This window comes from Streptomyces pacificus (assembly GCF_011766325.1).
Lineage (GTDB): Bacteria > Actinomycetota > Actinomycetes > Streptomycetales > Streptomycetaceae > Streptomyces > Streptomyces pacificus.
On the sequence record NZ_BLLG01000022.1, the window covers coordinates 68,856 to 90,076 of the forward strand.

Here is a 21,221-nt window from a genome sequence, read left to right on the forward strand (position 1 = left end):
TGGCACCCGATCCGACACCGCTGCCCCCGAAGCGGTGAGGGTGCCACTCCGGCCCCGTCCGTGTGCTGCCCCCGTGGCGCATGGGCGGGGCTTCCCTGCCTCCTACTCGTCCTGGTGCTCGTCCTCGCCCCGCTCGGCGGGCCCGGCCACGAACGTCCCCTTACCCCACTCGGTAACGACGAGCCCGCGTTCCCGAAGCACACGCACCGCTCGGCGGGCTGTCTCGCGGGCAACCTTGTGCCGCTCGCACAGCTCGGCTTCGGACGGGATGCGCTCACCCTGAGCGAACTTGCCCGCCCGGATATCCGCGGTCAGTGCGTCCAGCACCCGCATATACGGGGCGCGGGGAGTGTGCGGGTCCGGGCAGCGCTCAGGCATGGGGAGAGCGTAGACAACGGGCCAATCATGGGCGACTTAGACAGGCAGACCTGTTAGACAGGTGGGTGAGTTAGACATGTTGGCTTAGCGTGATCCCCCGAACACAACAGAACGCCCCGACAGGCCGATTAGGCCCGATCTACCGGGGCCTGCCGAGACAGCTTCCAAGGAGCTGAAACGACCATTCGCGATGCTATCGCCCGCGCCCTCTCCTTGGCACTCTTCGTCCTCGCCCCTCGCCGGCCCGGACGCCACAGCGCGGCATTCCTCGCCGCACAGACCCCCGAGCCCGAGCCCGCCCCTGTGTCGCCCTGGTCCCGCCCGTGGCGCGGACCGTCATCACAGGAGGTGCGAGCCATCTTCCACGGCGAGCACACGCGAGAGCTGCCCGACCTACAGCGTGAACGGGTGTGGGCTGCCGAGTTCGCCGCGCTCGGCGTGGACTACGACTATCCGACGTTGCCGCTCGGCAGTCTCGTGAAGCGAGAGCGGGTGGCTGCATGACCGCCGAGGAACTGTTCCCGACCGTCCTCGCCGGACGGGTGGCGCTGTGCGTCCAGTGCCACACCCTCACGAACGCCCCCGTGGCAGTCCGCTGGATTCAAAGCAACAGCGGTCCCGGTACGACCCTTTACGCGTGCCCGGACCACGCGGCGGAACTTGCCCCCGGCCCCCTGCCCGGAGAGCTGGAGCGGGGCGCGTAGCCCCTCGCAGACAGCAAAACGCCCCGTTCGGCCAAGTGCCGGGCGGGGCGCTGTCGTTGGGGATGACGTGCGCGTATGCTCAGAACTGGTAGTTAGACGTGTTGGGGTCGGCGAGTGCGACCCCACCTTCGTCACCAGACTTCTCCCAGGAGGCCGCGGCCGAGGCGCCAGGCCGGTATGCCGCCCCGAGCAAGGCGGCTGGTCTGCCCCGTCCTCGGAGCAGAGGTACGCGCCCAGGCCGGCCGCTGTCCCTTCCACCGCGGCCGCACCTCGCAAGACGGCGCGTTGCCACCTGCTCACCGGCACCGCGCTCAAGGCGGATCGCTCCGCAGCGGCTTGGGGCGTGAGTGCGGGGCGCTTGGCAAGGCTGACGCCTCATGCCGAGGACGTCTCACCGCGGGAGGGCTCGGCGGACCCGGGGAGGGGATGGCGAGCTGCGACGTCCGGGCCACCGCGTCGGCGCCGGCCCGCCCCCGTCCAGCCCGCCCACCACGGGCGCTCCCGATGTTGCAATGCGACGCCGGTGACCTCCTGGTTGCGGTCCTCGGTAGGCCGCCAACGCGGGGGCGGCGGATGTCGTCCCGTCGCGGTGACCAGGCGATCACCGCGGCGATGGTCAGGGTCCCGTCCGCGTTGCACCCGCAGAGGAAGGTTTCGAACTCGTTACCAAGGGATTCCGGACGACCTCTTGCGCATCGTCGGACCGGGGGTCGATATTCATCCGACGCAACCGCATCAACTCGTGTTGACAACACGAGTTGACGCCGACCGGACGCAGCCCGAGCCCAAGGAGGGTCTGATGGCAACTCGCCGCGACGTGGCGCGCCTGGCGGGCACCTCCGAGGCCCTGGTCAGCTACGTCCTCAACAACGGCCCCCGCAGGGTCGCCCCCGCCACCCGTGAACGGATCCTCGCGGCGATAGACGAGCTCGGCTACCGCCCCAACGCGGTGGCCCGGTCCCTGAAGACCTCGCGGACCATGACCTTCGGACTGGTCGTACCCGACAACTCCAACCCGTTCTTCGCCGAGCTGGCCCGCGTCATCGAGGATGTCGGCTTCGCCTCCGGCTACACGATGCTGCTGGGCAACGCGATGGGTGACGACGCCCGTGAGGCGACGTACATCCGGACCCTGCTCGACCGGCGGGTGGACGGGCTCATCGTGGTCCCGATCCGCGGCCCGCACAGCTGGGTCGCGGAGCTGTCCGACCAGACGGCCGTGCCCCGGCTGGTGCTCGACCGCGAGCTGGAGCTGCCGGGGGCGACCCAGGTGCTCACCGACAACGAGGGCGGCGCGTACCAGGCCGTCTCCCATCTGCTCGGCCACGGCCGGGAGCGGATCGGATGCATCGCCGGGCTGGAGGGCGTGCACCCGACGGTCGACCGGGTCGCGGGCTGGCGCCGGGCCCTCGTCGAGGCCGGGCGGGATCCAGGGAACGCGCCGCTGACGCATGTGCCGTTCGGACGGGCCGACGGGTACCGGGCCGGCCGGCGGATGCTCGCGGACGCGGGGCATCCGGACGCGCTCTTCGTGGCGAGCGACGAGCAGGCCATCGGCGTCCTGCGCGCCGCCGCCGAGCTGGGGGTGCGCGTCCCCGACGACGTGGCGGTCTGCGCCTTCGACGGTATCGACGGCAGCGAGTACACGGTGCCCGCGCTCACCACCATGCGGCAGCCCTTCGAGGACCTGGGCCGCTCGGCCGTCGAGTGGCTCCTGGCCAAGATCGCCGACCCGGCCCTCCCGGTACGGCGCATCACCCACCCCACCACCCTGATCGCCCGCGGCTCCTGCGGCTGCCCGGATCCCGCCGGGGACGTCTCGATGATCGGTAAGCGCTTATAGCGACGGCGGGCGAGCGCTGAGAGCGGGCGACCCGTTGCGGCGCCCGGCTCACACCGCAATACCCGGCAGGTGCGCCGCGCACACCCGGTACGACTCATACGACCCCCCTGACCCGTACGACGGACTACGGCCTCACCGTGGGCCCCGGCTCGTCCGGTCCCGATCTCACACCCGGCCGCCGGTCCCGGACCTGCGGATTCCAAGACTTCCGGACTGACGTACTGGCGGACTGGCGGACTCCCGGACTCCCGGACTCCCGGACTCCCGGACTCCGGCCCAGTCTCCCGGCCCCGGAGTCCGGACCACCCCCGCACCGCCCCACCCCGCTTCTACGCAATGACGCGACGAAAGGCACACCCATGAACACCCACGCCACCGCCGACTCCGGCGCCACCGTCAACCGCACCGCACGCAGGGTCCGTTCCGCCACCGCCGTTGCCGCCGCCACGACGATGCTGCTGGTGGTGGCAGGTTGCGGCCGGGGCGGGGACAGCTCCAGCAGCGAGAGCACGTCGGACGAGGCGAAGATCGCCATCGTCACCCGGAACTTCACCAACCCCTACTGGGCGGCACTGCGCGACGGCGCGATAGCCGAGGGCAAGAAGCAGGGCGTCGAGGTGGAGGTCCAGGCGGGCGCGTCGGAGACCGACAGCACGGGGGAGAACGCCAAGATCTCCACCCTCGCGGGCCAGGACTACAACTGCTTCGGCGTCGTACCGGTCAACGCCACCAACGTGATCACCCCCCTCGTCCCGGTCGCCCAGAAGAAGATCCCGATCCTCAACCTGGACACCCAGATCGACGCGAAGGCCTCCGAGCAGGCCGGGGTGTCGTACGCCTCGTTCATCGGCTCCGACAACCTGGCGGCGGGTGAGCAGGCGGGCGAGGCCCTGCTGAAGCTCATGGGCGGCAAGGGCGAGGTGGCCCTCCTCCAGGGCATCGCCGGTGAGCAGAACGGCATCAACCGTCAGAAGGGCTTCTCGGAGAAGGTCGCGGGCAAGCTGGACATCGTCGCCACCCAACCCGCCGACTACGACCAGGCCAAGGCCCAGACGGTCACCGAGGCCATCCTCAAGGCCCACCCGAAGATCACCGGTATATTCGCCGCCAACGACACCATGGGGCTGGGCGCCGCGCAGGCGGTCCGCAACGCCGGTCTGACCGGCAAGGTCTCCATCATCTCGGTGGACGGCATCACCGCCGCGCTGGAGGCGGTCAAGGAGGGCACCCTCAGCGGCACGATCTCCCAGTACCCGTACGCCGAGGGCCAGTTGGCCGTGCAGGCCTGCATCGACCTGGTGGCCGAGAAGAAGGTGCCCAGTCGGATCGTCGCCCCGATCGCCCTGATCGACTCCAGCAACGTGGACAAGGCGATCAGCTCCTTCCCCCAGCCGTTCGTCCCGTTCGACAACCCGCTCGCCCCGGCCGGGAAGTGAGCTGATCATGGCTGACACCCAGGCACCGGGACGGCTCGACCCGGGCCTCTCGTTCGGGGCGGCGGCACGGTTCGCCGCCCCGATCGGGCTGGGCGTGGTGTTCCTCGTCTTCTTCATCGCCACGCCCGACTTCCTCACCATGTCCAACATCAGCGACCTGCTGGTATCCGCCTCGATCCTGCTGGTCCTCGCCATGGGCCAGCAGCTGGTGGTCACCGTCGCCGGTATCGACCTCTCGGTGGGCTCCAACCTGCCCTGGTCGGCGGCGGTCCTCGGGTACGCCTACACCAGTGGCTGGGGACTGACCGTCTCCATCGGCCTGGCCCTGCTGGCCGGGCTGGCGGCGGGCGTGGTGAACGGTCTGCTGGTGGCCCGGCTGAACATGACCGACTTCATCGTCACCCTCGGCACGCTCTCCGTGGTCAGCGGTCTCACCCTGCTGCTGACCAGCGGCAACACCGTCCCCGTGAACTCGGACTTCCTGCGCGGTCTGGCGATCGACGGCATCGGCCCGCTGCGCTGGTTCTGGGTACTGGCCTTCGTGGTGGCCGCGCTGGTGGGATTCCTTCTCTACCGCACCCGTACCGGCACCTATCTGCTGTCGACCGGCGGCAACATCGAGGCCGCGCGGGGGGTGGGCATCCACGTCGACCGCATCCGGCTGATCGCGTACGCGAGTTCCGGGCTGGCCTGCGGGGTCGCGGCCGTGCTGTTCGTGGCCCGCACGGGCGGCGCCGACCCCAGCCTCCAGACCGACCTGCTGCTCAGCTCCATCGCGGCGGTGGTCCTCGGCGGGTCCAGCCTGTTCGGCGGGAAGGCCTCCGTGCTCGGCACGGTGACCGGCGCGTTGCTGCTCCAGAGCCTCATCAACGGTTTCACCCTGGTCGGCATCTCGCAGTACTACCAGCCCATCGCGGTCGGCACCGTCGTCCTCGGCGCGGCCTTCATCTCCCGGTTCCAGAAGTAGGAGAAGCCAGCCATGACGGACACTCCGGCCCGTGCGACGGGCGTATCCGCCGCCGCCCCGGCCAGCCAGGACGCCGCCCCGGCCGATCACGTCGTCTCCCCGCTCGTGGAGATCACCGGGCTGCGCAAGTCCTTCGGCGCGGTGCATGCGCTCCAGGGCGTGGACCTGAAGCTGGCCCCCGGCGAGGTCACCGCGCTGCTCGGCGACAACGGCGCGGGCAAGTCCACGCTGGTGCGCTGTCTGACCGGTGTGCACCCGCCGGACGCGGGCGAGATCCGCTTCCGGGGCGAGCAGATCCGGTTCCACTCCCCCGACGACGCGAGGCAGTTGGGCATCGAGACGGTGTTCCAGACCCTCGGCCTCATCGAGGACCTCCCGGTCTGGCAGAACCTCTACCTCAACCACGAGCTGACCAGAGGCTTCGGCCCGTTCCAGCTGCTGGACAAGAAGTCCATGATCGCCCAGAGCCGCGCCATCCTGTCCCGGCTGGACGTGAACGTCCCGAACGTACGGGCCACCGTGCGGCGGATGTCGGGCGGTCAGCGGCAGTGCATCGCCATCGCCCGCGCGGCGAACTGGGGCCGCACCCTGGTCATCATGGACGAGCCGACCGCGGCTCTGGGCGTCCGGGAGACGGCGGCCGTGGAGGAGCTCATCGACCGGCTCCGCGAGGCGTCGGTGACCGTGCTGCTGATCAGCCACGACATGGCGCAGGTGCTCCGGGTCGCCGACACCGCGTATGTACTGCGCCGAGGCCAGACTGCCGCGCGGCGGGCCGTCTGCGCCACCACGGGTGACGAGCTGGTCGGGCTGATCACCGGGGCCGTGCTGGGGGACGCGCATGCCTGAGGCCGGTCCCTCATCCGCCCCCGTGCCCGAGCCCCTGACGGCTGTGTCCCCCCTCGTCGTGGTGATCGGCCCGGTGAACACCGACCACATCGCCGACGCCTTCCCCTCCCCCGGCGAGACCCTCCTCGGCCGCACCGCGCACGTCGCCCTCGGCGGCAGGGGGCCCGCCGACCGGCTCGCCGCCGGTGACCCGCTCCTGGACGCCGCCCGCCCCGGCATCGCCGCGGGCTCCCCGGCCGTACGGGTCTCCGGCCGTACGGGTCTCCGGCCGTACGGGTCTCCGGCCGTACGGGTCTCCGGCCGTACGGATCTCCGGCCGTACGGATCTCCGGCGTGCCCCAGCAAGCACGCCGACCCGGCGGCACTCTGCGCCCTCACCCCCACCGCCCCCTACCGAAGAGGACTGAACCCGTGCAACGCAGCGGCATCATCCACCGCGAGCTGGCCGGGCTGATCGCCGGTCTCCGCCACAGCGACACCTTCGTGATCAGCGACGCAGGGCTCCCCTTGGCACCCGACACCCCCGTCGTGGACCTCGGCTACCGGTACGGCCACGCCCCGTTCCTGGACGTCGTCCAGACCATGCTCCGCGAGATCGTTGTCGAGCACAGCTGGGTGACCGACAAGGTCCGCGAGGTCAACCCCGCGGTCCACACCGGCCTGCGCTCTTTCGGGCTCGACCCCGAACCCGTCGACCACGACGCGTTCAAGGCCAGGGTCCGGGACGCCAGGTTCGCCGTACGGACGGGTGAGGACACCTTCTACGCCAACGTACTCTGCCGCGCCGGTGTCCCCTTCACCCCGTGACCGCCGCGTGCGTGACGATGAGCCCCCTGCATCTGATGGTCGCTCTCCTCACAACGGCCTGGGCCTGCGAGCGCTGGTGCAGGTCAAGCGGCGTGCGCGCGGGTTCTGCGAGAAGGCGGGGTTCACGCCCGGCGGAGCGGAGGAGCCGTTCGAGGCGGGTGGCGTCACGGTGCCCGAAGTGCGTCACCGCAGCCGGCTGAGTGCCGCGGAAGCTGCGGCGCACAGACGGGGGTGAGCCCGGGCCGCCTCCAGGACCTGGCGTGCGCGCGGGTCGGCGAGTGCGCCCAGCCCTTCCACGCAGGCGAGGGCGACGCGCCAGTGCGGGTCGCCGGGGGCGAGTCTCCTGCCGAGGACGGTGATGAGCGCCGGGGCGGACTCGGGTGCCCGCAGGGTGGTGAGGAGCCGCACGGGGGTGAGTGCGTAGGCCACGCGCAGTTCGTTGGTGGCGAGAGCGGCGGCGGCCGCCGCGGTCCGGGGGTCGCCGAGCCTGCCCAGCGCGTGCGAGGCGGAGAGGCAGCGATCCGGGTCCCGGTGGTTGAGCAGCAGGACCAGGGGTTCGAAGGAGCGGCGGTCCCCGGCGCAGCCGAGCCGGAAGGCGGCTATCTCCCGTGCCCACAGGGGCAGATGCGACTGGGTGAGCACGGTGGCCAGGGCGTCGGGATCCGCGATGGCGGTCAGCCGCCGGTGCAGTTCCTCGTCCGCCGGCCCGGTCAGCTCGCGGCGTGTACGGCGGGTCAGATCCTCGAGATCCGCTTCCATACGGTCAGCGTAGGGGGCGCGGCCCGGACCGGTGGAGCCCTTCGCGGAACGCCGCCCCCGGCCGGGGCGCGGCCCGGCGGCGCGGGGGTGCGGGCCCCCTGCCCGGCCGGAGCCCGTTCCCCGGCGCGCCAAGGGGCCGGGAGCGCACCGGGGCCCGGCCGGTCCCCGGCGGGGTGCTTCGTGTGCGCCTGCCCGCCGTGTCGCCGCCGTGCGCGCCGCCGCATCGCCTCCACCCGGCGCGGTTCACAGGGGCGGCGGATGTCACAACCGCGGAGGGCTGGCGCGCTCGTTACCCGCGAGTTAACCTCAGGTGAGCGGGCAACACCCGCTCTGCTCTCGGCGGCCTGGTGACGCAGCCGCCGAGGGGGTGGCTCCCAGGCCGTGCGGCCCGGGAGAGCCGTTCGGTTCGGCAGTTCAGTACGGCGTGGCTCCGGGACAGGGTCCGTCGCCTCCTTCATCGCGACACGCATGCCGCGAGCGCCGCGCTCGCTGCGGTTCGCATCGCGTGGACCGCCGCGCCGCGCCCCGCGGAGCACGCCCTCCCTCAGTCGTCACTCACTCCTGGAGTCCCGTGATGGACACCTCTCTCTCCACCATCGCCGTCGTCGGTCTCGGCACCATGGGCACCGGTATCGCGGAGGTGCTCGCCCGCGCCGGGCGCGAGGTCATCGGCATCGACGTCAGCGAGGCCGCGGCACACCACGCCGTCTCCGCCCTCGAAGCGTCCACCGCACGCGCCGTGCGGCGCGAGCGCCTCACCGAGGAGGAGCGGCGGGACGTACTGGCCCGCTTCCGCGCCTTCTCCGAGCTCCGGGCGGCCGCCGAGGCCGACCTGGTGATCGAGGTCGTGCCCGAGTCGTACGAGCTGAAGCAGCAGGTCCTCAGGGAACTCGACGCCGTCGTCCGTCCGGAGACGATCCTGGCCACCGGCACCAACGCGCTGTCGGTGACCCGGCTCGCCGCCGAGTCGGCCCGCCCCGAGCGGGTCCTGGGGATGCACTTCTTCAACCCGGCCCCCGCCATGCGCCTGGTCGAGGTGGTCTCCTCGGTGCTGACCGCCCCGCAGGCCGCGGCAGCGGTCACGGCGCTCGCCCGGGACCTCGGCAAGGAGCCCGTGGCCGTGGGCGACCGGCCGGGCTTCGTCGCCGACGGGCTGCTGTTCGGCTATCTCAACCAGGCCGCCGCCATGTACGAGTCGAAGTACGCCTCCCGCGAGGACATCGACGCCGCGATGAGGCTGGGCTGCGGGCTGCCGATGGGGCCGCTGGCGCTGCTCGACCTGATCGGCGTCGACACGGCCCGCACCGTCCTCGACGCCATGTACGCCGAGTCCCGCGACCGGCTGCACGCCCCCGCGCCGATCCTGAAGCAGCTCAGCGAGGCGGGGCTGACCGGCCGCAAGTCGGGGCGCGGCTTCTACACCTACGAGGCCCGGGGCAGCGGCGCGGTCGTCCCCGACGCGCTGACGCCGCCGGAGTCCGCCTCCGCCGCCGGCGGCCGCCCGGTGAGGTCGGTCGGTGTGGCCGGGTCGGGCACGATGGCAAGCGGTATCGCGGAGGTGTTCGCGAAGGCCGGGTACGACGTGGTCCTCGCCGGACGCGGCCGGGAGAAGGCCGACGCCGCCAAGTCCCGTATCGCCGCCTCGCTTTCGCGTTCCGTCGGCAAGGGCCGGATGACCGCGGGCGCCCGGGAGGAGACGCTGGCGCGGATCACTCCGGCCGACTCGCTGGACGCGTTCGCCGAGGTCGATCTGGCGCTGGAGGCCGTCGCGGAGGACCTGGAGGTCAAGCGGCAGCTGTTCGCGACGCTCGACAAGGTCTGCAGGCCGGGAGCGGTCCTGGCCACCACGACGTCCTCGCTGCCCGTCGTCGCCTGCGCCCGCGCCACCTCGCGGCCTCAGGACGTCATCGGGATGCACTTCTTCAACCCGGCCCCGGCCATGAAGCTGGTCGAGGTGGTCCGTACGGTCCTGACCTCGGACGACGTCCACGCCACGGTCCGCGGGGTGACGGCGCGGATCGGGAAGCACCCGGTGGACTGCGGCGATCGCGCGGGCTTCATCGTGAACGCGCTGCTGTTCCCGTACCTCAACAACGCGATCAAGATGGTGCAGGAGCACTACGCGTCGCTCGACGACATCGACACGGCGATGAAACTCGGCGGCGGATATCCGATGGGGCCCTTCGAACTGCTCGACGTGGTCGGCCTCGATGTCTCCCTCGCCATCGAGAACGTGCTGCACCGGGAGTTCCGCGACCCGGGTCTGGCCCCGGCACCGCTGCTAGAGCACCTTGTGGCCGCGGGCTGCCTCGGCCGCAAGACGGGCCGCGGCTTCCGCGAATATGCCCGGCGCTGACTCCGGCGACGCGCACGGAGCGGGCGGCCGACGGCCCGGCGGGCGGGCCGCCGAGCGGGCCACCGAGCGGGGCGAGGGCGGGTCCGGGCACGGCGGCGGAGGTGGGCAGCGCCGGCCCCTGCCCTGCCTGAAGGGCCACGGGGGACGTGCCGGACACGACGGCGAGAACGCGCCAGGGCGGCCGTCAACGGCCCCCGCCCCCAACGCCCCCGGCCCCGGCCGCCCGGCGTGGGGCGGGCTGCTGGACGGAGTGGGCGGCCCGCCCCCGAAGGCGCGGGCCCCCGCGCGGATGCAGTACGTTCAGGGCATGCCCCAGCCCGCTGACGCCCGCCGACGCACCGCACGGACCGCCTCCGCGCCCGCCACGTCCGACGCCCCCGAGAGCGCCGCGGGCAGCCGTGCGGCCGCCCAGCGGCTCAAGATGCGCCGGGAACTGGCCGCCGCGGCCATGGAACTGTTCGCGACCAAGGGATACGAGGCGACGACGGTCGACGAGATCGCCGCGGCGGCCGGGGTCGCCCGGCGCACCTTCTTCCGGCACTTCCGCTCCAAGGAAGAGGCGATCTTCCCCGACCACGACGACACGCTGGTACGGGCCGAGGCCGTGCTCAACGCCGCTCCGGCCCACGAGCACCCGCTGGACACGGTCTGCCGGGGCATCAAGGAAGTCATGAGGATGTACGCGGCGTCGCCGGCCGTGTCCGTCGAGCGGTACCGCCTGACCCGCGAGGTGCCGACACTCCGGGAACGGGAGATCGCGTCGGTGGCCCGCTACGAGCGCCTGTTCACCCGCTATCTGCTGGGCCACTTCGACGAGCGCGACCAACACGACGGCAACGACGACCCGCTGCTGGCCGAGGTGGCCGCGTCCGCGGTGGTCACGGCGCACAACCATGTCCTCAGGCGCTGGCTGCGGGCGGGGGGCCGGGGCGACGTGGAGACCCAGCTCGACCACGCCTTCGCCATCGTCCGCGAGACGTTCGGCTCCAACATCGGCGCGGGGCGCGCCGGGGCGGAGCAGGCGTCCGCCGCCGGGCAGCCGCGGACGGGCGACGGGGTCCTGGTGGCGGTGGCCCGCACGGACGCCCCGCTGCCCGAGGTGATGCGCACGATCGAGGAAGCGCTGCGCCGCCGCTGAGGCCGTGGTTCCGGCCGCCTGGCGGGAGCGGGTCCGGTGGGGCGCGTCCGGTGGGGTCGCGCGGGCCTGCCCGTGCACGCCGGACCTGACGGGCCTGGGGGACCCGCGCGGCGGGGCACGGCCGTACCGGCCGTCCGCCGGCGGACGGCCGGTACGGCCGGTACGGGCCCGTTCGCTTGCCGGGCCCGTACGCCTACCCGGCGGCCGGCGCGGCGCCGCGCGGGACCGGTGAAGGGCCGTTTTCCACCGCACCACCCACCGCACCACCCGGCACCCCGCCGCGCACCCCCACCGCACCTCCACGACGCATTCCGCATGGCCGTCTCCCGGCTGCCGTGCGCCCGTGCGCCCGCACAGCCGCCACCGTGCGAGCAGCGCCTCCCGGCGAGCCACCGTTTCCGCAGCTCAGCAGGCGATTCGATCGATCATCGCTCATCTGTGCCACCGAAATGACCCATGAGCGAAATTGTTGGCACGCAGTGTCTTGCGGGATGGCACGGCGTGCCATACGTTGATGTTGTCCGGGCGGCCGGCGTGCAGAGAAGCACCGTACGCCGGCTGTCCCCGCAAGCCTCCCGCTCGCGCGCCCGGACGCCTGCGTCACAGGCACCCTCCCGCGCACACCCGCGCAGCCGGCACCACCCGCCGAACCGACGGCACACCTCCACAACAGCACCTCCCTCTACCGCCCCCCAGCGCTCTCGTCCGCGAGACGCACCCCTCGGCCCACGGGCCGCGGAAACCATTCGCCGGAGGCACACCGTGAAGGAAATCCTGGACGCGATCCAGTCGCCGGACACCACGTCCGCCGACTTCGCCGCACTGCCGCTCCCCGAGTCGTACCGTGCGATGACCGTGCACAAGGACGAGACCGAGATGTTCGCGGGACTCACCACGCGCGAGAAGGACCCGCGCAAGTCCCTGCACCTCGACGAGGTCCCGCTTCCCGCACTCGGTCCTGGCGAGGCCCTGGTCGCCGTGATGGCCAGCTCGGTGAACTACAACTCGGTGTGGACCTCGATCTTCGAACCGCTGTCGACCTTCGGCTTCCTCGAACGCTACGGCCGCCTCTCCGAGCTGACCAGGCGTCACGACCTGCCCTACCACATCATCGGCTCCGACCTCGCGGGTGTCGTGCTGCGCACCGGCCCCGGCGTCAACGCGTGGACCCCCGGCGACGAGGTCGTCGCCCACTGCCTCTCGGTCGAGCTGGAGTCCTCGGACGGCCACAACGACACGATGCTCGACCCCGAGCAGCGCATCTGGGGCTTCGAGACCAACTTCGGCGGCCTCGCCGAGATCGCCCTGGTGAAGTCCAACCAGCTGATGCCGAAGCCCAGGCACCTCAGCTGGGAGGAGGCCGCCGCCCCCGGCCTGGTCAACTCGACCGCCTACCGCCAGCTCGTCTCGCGGAACGGCGCGGCGATGAAGCAGGGCGACAACGTCCTGATCTGGGGCGCGAGCGGCGGCCTCGGCAGCTACGCCACCCAGTTCGCGCTGGCCGGCGGCGCCAACCCGGTCTGCGTGGTCTCCTCGCCGCAGAAGGCCGAGATCTGCCGGTCGATGGGCGCGGAGGCGATCATCGACCGCAGCGCCGAGGGCTACCGGTTCTGGAAGGACGAGCGGACCCAGGACCCGAAGGAGTGGAAGCGCTTCGGCAAGCGCATCCGCGAGTTCACCGGCGGCGAGGACATCGACATCGTCTTCGAGCACCCGGGCCGCGAGACCTTCGGCGCGTCCGTCTTCGTCACCCGCAAGGGCGGCACCATCACCACCTGCGCCTCGACCTCGGGCTATCTGCACGAGTACGACAACCGCTACCTGTGGATGTCGCTGAAGCGCATCATCGGCTCCCACTTCGCCAACTACCGCGAGGCCTGGGAGGCCAACCGCCTCATCGCCAAGGGCAGGATCCACCCCACCCTGTCGAAGGTGTACCCGCTGGAGGACACCGGTCAGGCCGCCCACGACGTCCACCGCAACGCCCACCAGGGCAAGGTCGGCGTGCTCTGCCTGGCGCCCGAGGAGGGCCTGGGCGTGCACGACGGGGAGATGCGCGCCAAGCACCTCGACGCCATCAACCGCTTCCGGAACATCTGAGTCAGAGGTCCGCAGATGACAGAGCGCCAGAAGGACCGGCCGTGGCTCATGCGCACCTACGCCGGCCACTCCACGGCCGAGGCGTCCAACGAGCTGTACCGGCGGAACCTGGCCAAGGGCCAGACCGGGCTGTCGGTCGCCTTCGACCTGCCGACACAGACCGGCTACGACCCCGACCACGTCCTCGCCCGCGGCGAGGTCGGCCGGGTCGGGGTGCCGGTCTCGCACCTCGGTGACATGCGGAGGCTGTTCCAGGGCATCCCCCTGGAGCAGATGAACACCTCCATGACCATCAACGCCACCGCCATGTGGCTGCTGGCGCTCTACCAGGTGGTCGCGGAGGAGCAGGGCGCCGACGTCACCAGGCTCCAGGGGACGACCCAGAACGACATCGTCAAGGAGTACCTGTCGCGCGGGACGCACGTCTTCCCGCCCGGTCCGTCGCTGCGGCTGACCACCGACATGATCACCTACACGGTGGCGAACATCCCCAAGTGGAACCCGATCAACATCTGCAGCTACCACCTGCAGGAGGCCGGGGCCACCCCCGTCCAGGAGATCGCCTACGCGATGTCCACGGCGGTGGCGGTCCTGGACGCGGTACGCGACTCCGGCCAGGTGCCGCCGGAGAAGTTCGGCGACGTCGTCGCCCGGATCTCCTTCTTCGTGAACGCGGGTGTCCGCTTCATCGAGGAGATGTGCAAGATGCGCGCCTTCGGCCGCATCTGGGAGAAGATCACGAGCGAGCGCTACGGCATCCGGGAGCCCCGGCTGCGGCGCTTCCGCTACGGGGTCCAGGTCAACTCGCTCGGGCTGACCGAGGCCCAGCCGGAGAACAACGTCCAGCGCATCGTCCTCGAGATGCTGGCCGTGACGCTCTCCAGAGACGCCCGCGCCCGCGCCGTCCAGCTCCCGGCGTGGAACGAGGCGCTCGGCCTGCCCCGCCCCTGGGACCAGCAGTGGTCGCTGCGCATCCAGCAGGTCCTCGCCCATGAGAGCGATCTGCTGGAGTACGACGACATCTTCGCCGGTTCGCACGTCATCGAGGCCAAGGTGGACGCCCTGGTCGCGGAGTCCCTCGCGGAGATCGCGCGCATCGAGGAGATGGGCGGTGCCATGGCGGCCGTCGAGTCCGGCTATCTGAAGTCGCAGCTGGTGGCCTCGCACGCGGAGCGGCGGGCCAGGATCGAGGCCGGCGACGAGAAGATCGTCGGCGTCAACATCTTCGAGACCACCGAGCCCAGCCCGCTCACCGGCGACCTCGACACCGCCATCATGACGGTCGATCCGGCGAACGAGGCCCGGGTCGTGGCCGCGCTCCACGACTGGCGCGACAACCGGGACGAGAGCCGGGCCCAGGACGCCCTCGCGGCGCTGAAGGCCGCGGCCGCGGGCGACGCGAACCTGATGGCGGCCACCGTCGAGTGCGCCCGCGCCGGAGTCACCACCGGGGAGTGGGCGTGGGCGCTGCGCGACGTCTTCGGCGAGTTCCGCGCCCCGACCGGCGTGTCGTCGGCCCCGGTGGCCGTCGCCCCCGAGCAGGGCAGCCCGCTCGCCCTGGTCCGCGAGAAGGCGTCCCGCACCGCCGGCGAACTCGGCTCGGGCCGGCTGCGGCTGCTGGTCGGCAAGCCGGGACTGGACGGCCACTCCAACGGCGCCGAGCAGATCGCCGTGCGGGCGCGCGACGCCGGGTTCGAGGTGGTCTACCAGGGCATCCGGCTCACGCCCGAGCAGATCGTCAGCGCCGCCCTGGCGGAGGACGTGCACTGCGTGGGCCTGTCGATCCTGTCCGGCTCCCACGCCGAGCTGGTGCCGGACGTGCTGGAGCGGCTGCGCGAGGCGGGCGCCGCCGACATCCCGGTGATCGTCGGCGGGATCATCCCGAACGGCGACGCCGCCGAACTGCGGCGTGCGGGTGTGGCCGCCGTCTTCACCCCGAAGGACTTCGGTATCACGGAGATCATCGGACGTATCGTCGACGAGATCCGCCAAGCGAACAAGCTCGACCCCCTGGAGGTCCCCGCATGAGCACGCCCGGCCACCCGTCACCCACCGCCTCCCCCTCGGGAGGCGGCTCCGCCACGCAGCCCGCGGCCCCCGTCGACCGCCTGCGCCCGCGGCGCTCCTGCCTGGCGGTGCCCGGTTCGAACCCGCGCTTCCTGGAGAAGGCCCAGGGCCTCCCCGCCGACCAGGTCTTCCTGGACCTGGAGGACGCCTGCGCCCCGCTCGCCAAGCCGGAGGCCCGGCACACCGTGGTGAAGTTCCTGAACGAGGGCGACTGGACCGGCAAGACGCGCGTCGTGCGGGTCAACGACTGGACCACCCAGTGGACGTACCGGGACGTGGTCACGGTCGTCGAGGGCGCCGGCCGCAACCTCGACTGCATCATGCTGCCGAAGGTCCAGGACGCGCAGCAGATCGTCGCCCTCGACCTGCTGCTGACGCAGATCGAGAAGACGATGGGCTTCGAGGTGGGCAGGATCGGCATCGAGGCCCAGATCGAGAACGCGCAGGGCCTCAACAACGTCAACGCGATCGCCCAGGCGTCGCCGCGCATCGAGACGATCATCTTCGGCCCGGCCGACTTCATGGCGTCCATCAACATGAAGTCCCTGGTCGTCGGCGAGCAGCCGCCCGGCTACCCGGCGGACGCCTACCACTACATCCTGATGAAGATCCTCATGGCCGCCCGGGCCAACGACCTCCAGGCGATCGACGGCCCCTACCTCCAGATCCGCAATGTGGAGGGCTACCGCGAGGTCGCGCAGCGCGCCGCGGCGCTGGGCTTCGACGGGAAGTGGGTGCTGCACCCGGGCCAGGTCGAGGCGTCCAACGAGATCTTCTCGCCCTCCCAGGAGGACTACGACCACGCCGAGCTGATCCTGGACGCCTACGACTACTGCACGTCCGAAGCCGGCGGGAAGAAGGGCTCCGCGATGCTCGGCGACGAGATGATCGACGAGGCCAGCCGCAAGATGGCCCTGGTGATCTCCGGCAAGGGCCGGGCCGCCGGGATGACCCGCACCTCGAAGTTCGAAGCGCCGGAGGCCTGAGCGATGCAGTTCGGACGCACCTACGAGGAGTTCGAGGTCGGGGCGGTCTACAAGCACTGGCCGGGGAAGACGGTCACCGAGTACGACGACCACCTCTTCTGCCTCCTGACCATGAACCACCACCCCCTCCACCTGGACGCACACTACGCGGAGCGGACGACGGACTTCGGGAGGAACGTCGTCGTCGGCAACTACGTGTACTCGCTGCTGCTCGGCATGTCGGTGCCCGACGTGTCGGGCAAGGCGATCGCCAACCTGGAGATCGAGTCCCTGCGGCATGTCGCCCCGACGTTCCACGGCGACACGATCTACGGGGAGACGACCGTCCTCGGCAAGACCCCCTCCCGGTCGAAGTCGGACCGCGGGATCGTCCACGTGGAGACCCGGGGCTACAAGCAGGACGGCACCCTGGTGTGCGTGTTCCGCCGCAAGGTGATGGTCCCCACCGAGACGTATGTCAAGGAGCGCGGCGGGGAGCAGCCCGGCCGCCCGGCCGTCTCCCCGCAGGACCCGCGGCAGGCGCCGCCGCGGGAAGCCGGCCCCGGCCCGACCGAGTCCACCACGAAGGCGGAGAAGTAGCCATGGCCCGACTCGCCCAGACCCCCGGTCTGACCGATGTCCAGCAGGAGATCCTGTCGACGGTCCGCGCGTTCGTCGACAAGGAGATCATCCCGGTCGCCACCGAGCTGGAGCACCGCGACGAGTACCCGCAGCAGATCGTCGACGGCCTCAAGGAGCTCGGCCTCTTCGGCCTGATGATCCCCGAGGAGTACGGGGGCCTGGGCGAGTCGCTGCTCACGTACGCGCTCTGCGTGGAGGAGATCGCCCGGGGCTGGATGTCCGTCTCGGGCATCATCAACACGCACTTCATCGTGGCGTACATGCTGAAGCAGCACGGCACGCAGGAGCAGAAGGACCACTTCCTCCCCCGGATGGCGGCCGGCGAGGTGCGCGGCGCGTTCTCGATGTCCGAGCCGGGGCTCGGCTCGGACGTGTCGGCCATCACCTCCAAGGCGGTCAGGGACGGCGACGAGTACGTGCTCAGCGGCCAGAAGATGTGGCTGACCAACGGGGGCACGTCGACGCTGGTGGCGGTGCTGGTCCGCAGTGACCGGGGACACGGCCCCGAGGAGGCGGCCGCGGCTCCGCACCGGTCGATGACGACCTTCCTCATCGAGAAGGAGCCCGGTTTCGGGGAGGTGCGCCCCGGTCTCACCATCCCCGGAAAGATCGACAAAATGGGGTACAAGGGCGTGGACACCACCGAGCTCATCATGGACGGACTGCGCATTCCGGCCGATCGGGTCCTCGGCGGCACGACCGGCCGCGGTTTCTACCAGATGATGGACGGAGTCGAGGTCGGCCGCGTCAATGTGGCGGCCCGCGGCTGCGGCGTCGCCCAGCGCGCCTTCGAGCTCGGTATCGCATACGCACAGCAGCGCCATACTTTCGGAAAGCCGATCGCCCAGCACCAGGCCATCCAGTTCAAGCTCGCGGAGATGGCCACCAAGGTCGAGGCGGCCCATGCGATGATGGTCAGCGCGGCCCGCAAAAAGGACTCCGGGGAGCGAAACGACCTGGAGGCGGGGATGGCGAAGTACCTCGCCTCCGAGTACTGCAAGGAAGTCGTCGAGGACGCCTTCCGTATCCACGGCGGTTACGGCTTCTCCAAGGAGTACGAGATCGAGCGCCTCTACCGGGAGGCTCCGATGCTGCTGATCGGCGAGGGTACCGCCGAGATCCAGAAAATGATCATTGGGCGCCGGCTCCTCGAGGAATACCGGCAACAGGGCTGAATGGGGCTTTTGAGTCGGTTCGGCCGCGAAGAAGATCACATTCCGGCGGCCTTCGCCGAAGGCTTCCGGCCGACCGACTCGGCTTCTGGCTTTCCCAGTTGCGCCCCGCAACCGATAGCATCGCCAGAAAGCCGCCGTCCTCCTTGTCGCCAGCGCGGCATCATCCGCTACGAAGGTCATCCATGCCCCACAGCCAAACCTCTGCACCTCGCGGCCGTGTCCGCCTCGCGCGCGGAGCATCGCCGTGGCTCCTGCCGACCGTCGCGACCGCGGCGCTCAGCCTGGCGCGTGCGCGCCGGTCGAGGCGCGCCGCGGCCGTCGCCGTGCCCGCCACCGCTCTCGCGGCGGGCATGCTGTGGTTCTTCCGCGACCCCGAGCGCGAGATCGCCCAGGGCAGGGTCATCTCCCCGGCCGACGGTGTGGTGCAGAGCATCATGCCGTGGAAGGACGGGCGCACCCGGGTCGCCGTCTTCATGAGCCCGCTGAACGTCCACGTCAACCGTGCCCCGCTCGCCGGCACGGTGACCTCCGTCGAGCATGTGCCCGGCGGGTTCGTTCCGGCGTTCAACAAGGAGAGCGAGAACAACGAGCGCGTCGTCTGGCACTTCGACACCGACCTCGGTGATGTCGAGATGATCCAGATCGCCGGCGCCGTCGCGCGCCGGATCGTCCCTTATGTGCCCCAGGGCACCAAGGTCGAGCAGGGTGAACGCATCGGCCTCATCCGCTTCGGCTCGCGCGTCGACATCTACCTCCCGGCAGGTGTCGAGGTCGGCGTCGAAGTCGGCCAGGTCACCACGGCGGGGGTGACTCGCATTGACCGTGATTGATCCCGACACAGGGGCCGGCTGGGCCGACGGGGCCGACGGAGCCGAGCCCCGGTCCGGCACGGTGGACGAAGCGGAGGAGATGCCCCTCTCGCTGCGGCTGTCGATAGCGGACACACTCACTCTCGGTAACGCCACCTGCGGATTCATGGCGGTGTACTTCACCACCACCGGAATCCTGATCCCGCACCTGGTCGGCAGCGGCGAGAGCGGCATGGCGCGGCACTCCGCCGCGACCGCGGTGATCCTGATGCTGTGCGCCGCCGTCTTCGACCTGTTCGACGGGCTGGTAGCGCGCAAGCTGCGCAGCAGCCCGATGGGTGCGGAGCTGGACAACCTCTCGGACCTGATCAGCTTCGGTCTGGCCCCGGCGTACTTCGTGCTGGTCTACGGCATGGTGGCCGACGACGCCCACCAGAAGGTCTCGGCGGTCGCCGCGATCGTGGTGCTGCTTGCCGTCGTGCTGCGCCTGGCCAGATTCTCGTGCGTGACGATGAAGGACGGCATGTTCCAGGGCATGCCGAGTCCCTTCGGCGCCCTGACGGTGGTGTCGATCGTACTGCTGGAGCTGCCGTTCATCCCGACGCTGCTCGCGATCATCGGCACGGCCTGGCTGATGGTGAGCCGGGTCGAGTACCCGAAGCCGCGGGGCAAGCTGGCGGTCGCGATGCTCAGCTGGATCGTAGGGGCGATGGGCCTGCTGGCGGCATGGGCCTTCGACGCACCGGGTGGGCAGCTGCTGCTGCAGACCGGCTGCGCACTGCAGATCGTGCTGGCGGCGACGATCCCGCTGTTCGCGACGGCCCGGCGGGTGAACACCTTCCGGGACAACCGGCGCGAGGCACGGGCTTCGGCACAGCTTCCGTAGCGGTCCTTCCCAGGGCACAGCGAGGGGCCCGGGGCGCATGCATCGCATGCGCCCCGGGCCCCTCGCTGTGCGCAGCCCCTCGCTGTGCGCAGCCCCTCGCTGTGCGCAGCCCCTCGCTGTGCGCAGCCCCTCGCTGTGCGCAGCCCCTCGCTGTGCGCAGCCCCTCGCTGTGCGCAGCCCCTCGGCGGCCCGGGGCCGCGCCACCACGCTCCGGGGCGGGAGGCCGGACATCCCCGGGTGGGTGCGACGGCCTCCGGCCCGGCCGCGCCCCCTCCGGCGCCGGGGTCCCCCCGGCGCGCGTGGGCTCACCCCCCACCGGGCAGGGCCAGGCTTGCCCACACGGTCTTGCCCCTGGGCTCGGTGAGCGACCAGGACCAGCTCTCGCTGAGCGCACTGATCAGTTCGAGGCCGAAGCCGTCGAGGTCGCAGCCGTCGAAGTCGAGGCCGGCGGAGTGGGTGTCGCGTTGCCCGGGCGGTTCCGGGCTCGGGTCCGCGACCGAGCACACGACATGGCCGGGGTGGCGGACGAGCCCCAGCCACAGGGGGTAGTCGGCGGAGGACTGCTGCGGTTCGGCGAGCAGCGCGCACCGGACCGCGCTGGTCACCAGCTCGTCCACGACCACCGTCATGTCCGCCACCAGGAGCGGAAGTTGCCAGGAGTGCAGGGTGTGGGCGACGAACCGCCGTGCCTGGCGCGGATTGCGGAGGCTGCCGTCCAGCCCGCAGGCGGCGAAGCCACCGAGCGGCGGGAGTCCCTCCAGGACGGGGTCCTGGGGCGGGGCGGCACGAGGGCCCTCGGGCAGCGGTTTCGGACCGCATCGCGGCGCCGCGCGCCGACTTCCGTGCCCGGCCGTCGAGGTCAAGATGGTTGGCACATGAGTCGTCACTGGTCATGTCCCCCTGCAGGACTGGGTGTTCAACGCTGCGGCAACGGGTGCTGACCGAGTATTGTCGAGTCGGCCCCGAAAATGCAATTGCATCTGGGATTGCATTGACCGGATCCAAATCGAACATTCACACGAAAAAGGAGAGGTTGTCGGGAATGGAGTTCACCAATGGCACGCCGGCGGGGAAGCTCGGTTCGGTGACCTGGATCAAGAGCAGCCACAGCAACGCCACCGGCAACTGCGTGGAACTGGCCGCACTCCCCGGCGGGCGGGTGGCCGTGCGCAACTCCCGGGATCCGCACGGACCCGCCCTCGTCTATACGCGGGACGAGCTGGAGTCCTTCGTCGCCGGGGCCCGTGCCGGCGAGTTCGATGATGTGATTGGCTGAAAACAAGACTCTCACCGCCCCGTTGGCCGTGGCTCACACACGGATGTACGGGATAGTCTCAACG

General features: G+C 71.0%; 20 protein-coding genes and 1 pseudogene. 18 read left to right on the top strand and 3 right to left on the bottom strand.

The features are described from left to right. Positions 1–102: 102 nt before the first annotated feature. Entirely contained in the window at positions 103–378 is a 276-nt protein-coding gene (locus SCWH03_RS25385; RefSeq protein ID WP_254077012.1) for a GntR family transcriptional regulator, read from the bottom strand. A 213-nt stretch (positions 379–591) separates the two neighbouring features. Here SCWH03_RS25385 and SCWH03_RS25390 point away from each other — a divergent pair, with 213 nt between their 5' ends. The 8 genes from SCWH03_RS25390 (at position 592) to rbsD (ending at position 6,984) form a co-directional block, all read left to right on the top strand. Next, positions 592–882 (top strand): hypothetical protein, encoded by a 291-nt coding sequence (locus SCWH03_RS25390; RefSeq protein ID WP_254077013.1) that lies wholly within the window; start codon positions 592–594, stop codon positions 880–882. Then, the gene (locus SCWH03_RS25395; protein ID WP_173266779.1) at positions 879–1,082 is read left to right on the top strand and encodes a hypothetical protein; all 204 of its coding nucleotides are present in this window, start codon (positions 879–881) and stop codon (positions 1,080–1,082) included. Before SCWH03_RS25390 ends, SCWH03_RS25395 begins: the two co-directional genes overlap by 4 nt. A gap of 799 nt (positions 1,083–1,881) precedes the next feature. Further along, positions 1,882–2,925 carry a LacI family DNA-binding transcriptional regulator gene (locus tag SCWH03_RS25400; protein ID WP_173266780.1) on the top strand — a complete coding sequence of 348 codons (1,044 nt, stop codon included), beginning with the start codon at positions 1,882–1,884 and terminating at the stop codon, positions 2,923–2,925. Between the two features lie 359 nt (positions 2,926–3,284). Next, positions 3,285–4,361: a sugar ABC transporter substrate-binding protein gene (locus tag SCWH03_RS25405; protein ID WP_254077014.1), complete on the top strand. Its 1,077-nt coding sequence runs from the start codon at positions 3,285–3,287 to the stop codon at positions 4,359–4,361. 7 nt (positions 4,362–4,368) lie between these two features. After that, positions 4,369–5,328, top strand: coding sequence for an ABC transporter permease (locus SCWH03_RS25410; RefSeq protein WP_173266782.1), 960 nt, complete (start codon positions 4,369–4,371; stop codon positions 5,326–5,328). Positions 5,329–5,340: 12 nt separating this feature from the next. Then, positions 5,341–6,177 carry an ATP-binding cassette domain-containing protein gene (locus SCWH03_RS25415; RefSeq protein WP_173266783.1) on the top strand — a complete coding sequence of 279 codons (837 nt, stop codon included), beginning with the start codon at positions 5,341–5,343 and terminating at the stop codon, positions 6,175–6,177. A gap of 22 nt (positions 6,178–6,199) precedes the next feature. After that, positions 6,200–6,631 carry a hypothetical protein gene (locus SCWH03_RS29430; protein ID WP_254077015.1) on the top strand — a complete coding sequence of 144 codons (432 nt, stop codon included), beginning with the start codon at positions 6,200–6,202 and terminating at the stop codon, positions 6,629–6,631. Then, on the top strand, positions 6,589–6,984 hold the full coding sequence (gene rbsD, locus SCWH03_RS25425; protein ID WP_173266785.1) for a D-ribose pyranase: 396 nt from the start codon (positions 6,589–6,591) through the stop codon (positions 6,982–6,984). The genes SCWH03_RS29430 and rbsD overlap by 43 nt, the downstream gene beginning before the upstream one ends. 183 nt (positions 6,985–7,167) lie before the next feature. On the opposite strand, the gene SCWH03_RS25430 is transcribed toward rbsD, so the two are convergent. After that, positions 7,168–7,743 (bottom strand): HEAT repeat domain-containing protein, encoded by a 576-nt coding sequence (locus SCWH03_RS25430; RefSeq protein ID WP_173266787.1) that lies wholly within the window; start codon positions 7,741–7,743, stop codon positions 7,168–7,170. A 574-nt stretch (positions 7,744–8,317) separates the two neighbouring features. Between SCWH03_RS25430 and SCWH03_RS25435 the strand changes: the two genes are divergently transcribed. From SCWH03_RS25435 to pssA, 9 genes and pseudogenes are all read left to right on the top strand, one after another. Then, positions 8,318–10,099 (top strand): 3-hydroxyacyl-CoA dehydrogenase family protein, encoded by a 1,782-nt coding sequence (locus SCWH03_RS25435; protein ID WP_173266789.1) that lies wholly within the window; start codon positions 8,318–8,320, stop codon positions 10,097–10,099. 307 nt (positions 10,100–10,406) lie between these two features. After that, positions 10,407–11,237 (top strand): TetR family transcriptional regulator, encoded by an 831-nt coding sequence (locus tag SCWH03_RS25440; protein ID WP_216854800.1) that lies wholly within the window; start codon positions 10,407–10,409, stop codon positions 11,235–11,237. A gap of 762 nt (positions 11,238–11,999) precedes the next feature. Continuing rightward, positions 12,000–13,337, top strand: a complete 1,338-nt coding sequence (ccrA, locus tag SCWH03_RS25445) for a crotonyl-CoA carboxylase/reductase (RefSeq protein ID WP_173266792.1) — start codon at positions 12,000–12,002, stop codon at positions 13,335–13,337. A gap of 12 nt (positions 13,338–13,349) precedes the next feature. After that, positions 13,350–15,365: pseudogene (locus tag SCWH03_RS25450) on the top strand (ethylmalonyl-CoA mutase); the annotation flags it as partial. Continuing rightward, complete coding sequence (locus SCWH03_RS25455; protein ID WP_254077016.1) at positions 15,362–16,390, top strand: HpcH/HpaI aldolase/citrate lyase family protein; 1,029 nt, start codon at positions 15,362–15,364, stop codon at positions 16,388–16,390. The pseudogene SCWH03_RS25450 and the gene SCWH03_RS25455, both read left to right, overlap by 4 nt. A gap of 3 nt (positions 16,391–16,393) precedes the next feature. Then, positions 16,394–16,969, top strand: a complete 576-nt coding sequence (locus SCWH03_RS25460) for a MaoC family dehydratase (RefSeq protein ID WP_173266795.1) — start codon at positions 16,394–16,396, stop codon at positions 16,967–16,969. 2 nt (positions 16,970–16,971) lie between these two features. After that, complete coding sequence (locus SCWH03_RS25465; protein ID WP_173266797.1) at positions 16,972–18,186, top strand: acyl-CoA dehydrogenase family protein; 1,215 nt, start codon at positions 16,972–16,974, stop codon at positions 18,184–18,186. Positions 18,187–18,368: 182 nt separating this feature from the next. After that, positions 18,369–19,016 (top strand): phosphatidylserine decarboxylase, encoded by a 648-nt coding sequence (locus tag SCWH03_RS25470; protein ID WP_173266798.1) that lies wholly within the window; start codon positions 18,369–18,371, stop codon positions 19,014–19,016. After that, positions 19,003–19,881: a CDP-diacylglycerol--serine O-phosphatidyltransferase gene (gene pssA / locus SCWH03_RS25475; protein WP_173266800.1), complete on the top strand. Its 879-nt coding sequence runs from the start codon at positions 19,003–19,005 to the stop codon at positions 19,879–19,881. The genes SCWH03_RS25470 and pssA overlap by 14 nt, the downstream gene beginning before the upstream one ends. Before the next feature lie 305 nt (positions 19,882–20,186). Here pssA and SCWH03_RS25480 read toward each other — a convergent pair whose 3' ends face one another. Further along, a complete protein-coding gene (locus SCWH03_RS25480; protein WP_254077017.1) occupies positions 20,187–20,744 on the bottom strand; it encodes an ATP-binding protein in 558 nt (185 codons plus the stop codon). Between the two features lie 179 nt (positions 20,745–20,923). Here SCWH03_RS25480 and SCWH03_RS25485 point away from each other — a divergent pair, with 179 nt between their 5' ends. Further along, complete coding sequence (locus tag SCWH03_RS25485) at positions 20,924–21,157, top strand: DUF397 domain-containing protein (RefSeq protein WP_173266803.1); 234 nt, start codon at positions 20,924–20,926, stop codon at positions 21,155–21,157. Positions 21,158–21,221 lie beyond the last annotated feature (64 nt).

Bases quoted from the DNA above. Each gene is read 5' to 3' on its own strand.
- SCWH03_RS25385 (WP_254077012.1), bottom strand. From the start codon at position 378: ATGCCTGAGCGCTGCCCGGACCCGCACACTCCCCGCGCCCCGTATATG.
- SCWH03_RS25395 (WP_173266779.1), top strand. From the start codon at position 879: ATGACCGCCGAGGAACTGTTCCCGACCGTCCTCGCCGGACGGGTGGCG.
- SCWH03_RS25400 (WP_173266780.1), top strand. From the start codon at position 1,882: ATGGCAACTCGCCGCGACGTGGCGCGCCTGGCGGGCACCTCCGAGGCC.
- SCWH03_RS25405 (WP_254077014.1), top strand. From the start codon at position 3,285: ATGAACACCCACGCCACCGCCGACTCCGGCGCCACCGTCAACCGCACC.
- SCWH03_RS25410 (WP_173266782.1), top strand. From the start codon at position 4,369: ATGGCTGACACCCAGGCACCGGGACGGCTCGACCCGGGCCTCTCGTTC.
- SCWH03_RS25415 (WP_173266783.1), top strand. From the start codon at position 5,341: ATGACGGACACTCCGGCCCGTGCGACGGGCGTATCCGCCGCCGCCCCG.
- SCWH03_RS25430 (WP_173266787.1), bottom strand. From the start codon at position 7,743: ATGGAAGCGGATCTCGAGGATCTGACCCGCCGTACACGCCGCGAGCTG.
- SCWH03_RS25435 (WP_173266789.1), top strand. From the start codon at position 8,318: ATGGACACCTCTCTCTCCACCATCGCCGTCGTCGGTCTCGGCACCATG.
- SCWH03_RS25440 (WP_216854800.1), top strand. From the start codon at position 10,407: ATGCCCCAGCCCGCTGACGCCCGCCGACGCACCGCACGGACCGCCTCC.
- SCWH03_RS25455 (WP_254077016.1), top strand. From the start codon at position 15,362: ATGAGCACGCCCGGCCACCCGTCACCCACCGCCTCCCCCTCGGGAGGC.
- SCWH03_RS25460 (WP_173266795.1), top strand. From the start codon at position 16,394: ATGCAGTTCGGACGCACCTACGAGGAGTTCGAGGTCGGGGCGGTCTAC.
- SCWH03_RS25465 (WP_173266797.1), top strand. From the start codon at position 16,972: ATGGCCCGACTCGCCCAGACCCCCGGTCTGACCGATGTCCAGCAGGAG.
- SCWH03_RS25470 (WP_173266798.1), top strand. From the start codon at position 18,369: ATGCCCCACAGCCAAACCTCTGCACCTCGCGGCCGTGTCCGCCTCGCG.
- SCWH03_RS25485 (WP_173266803.1), top strand. From the start codon at position 20,924: ATGGAGTTCACCAATGGCACGCCGGCGGGGAAGCTCGGTTCGGTGACC.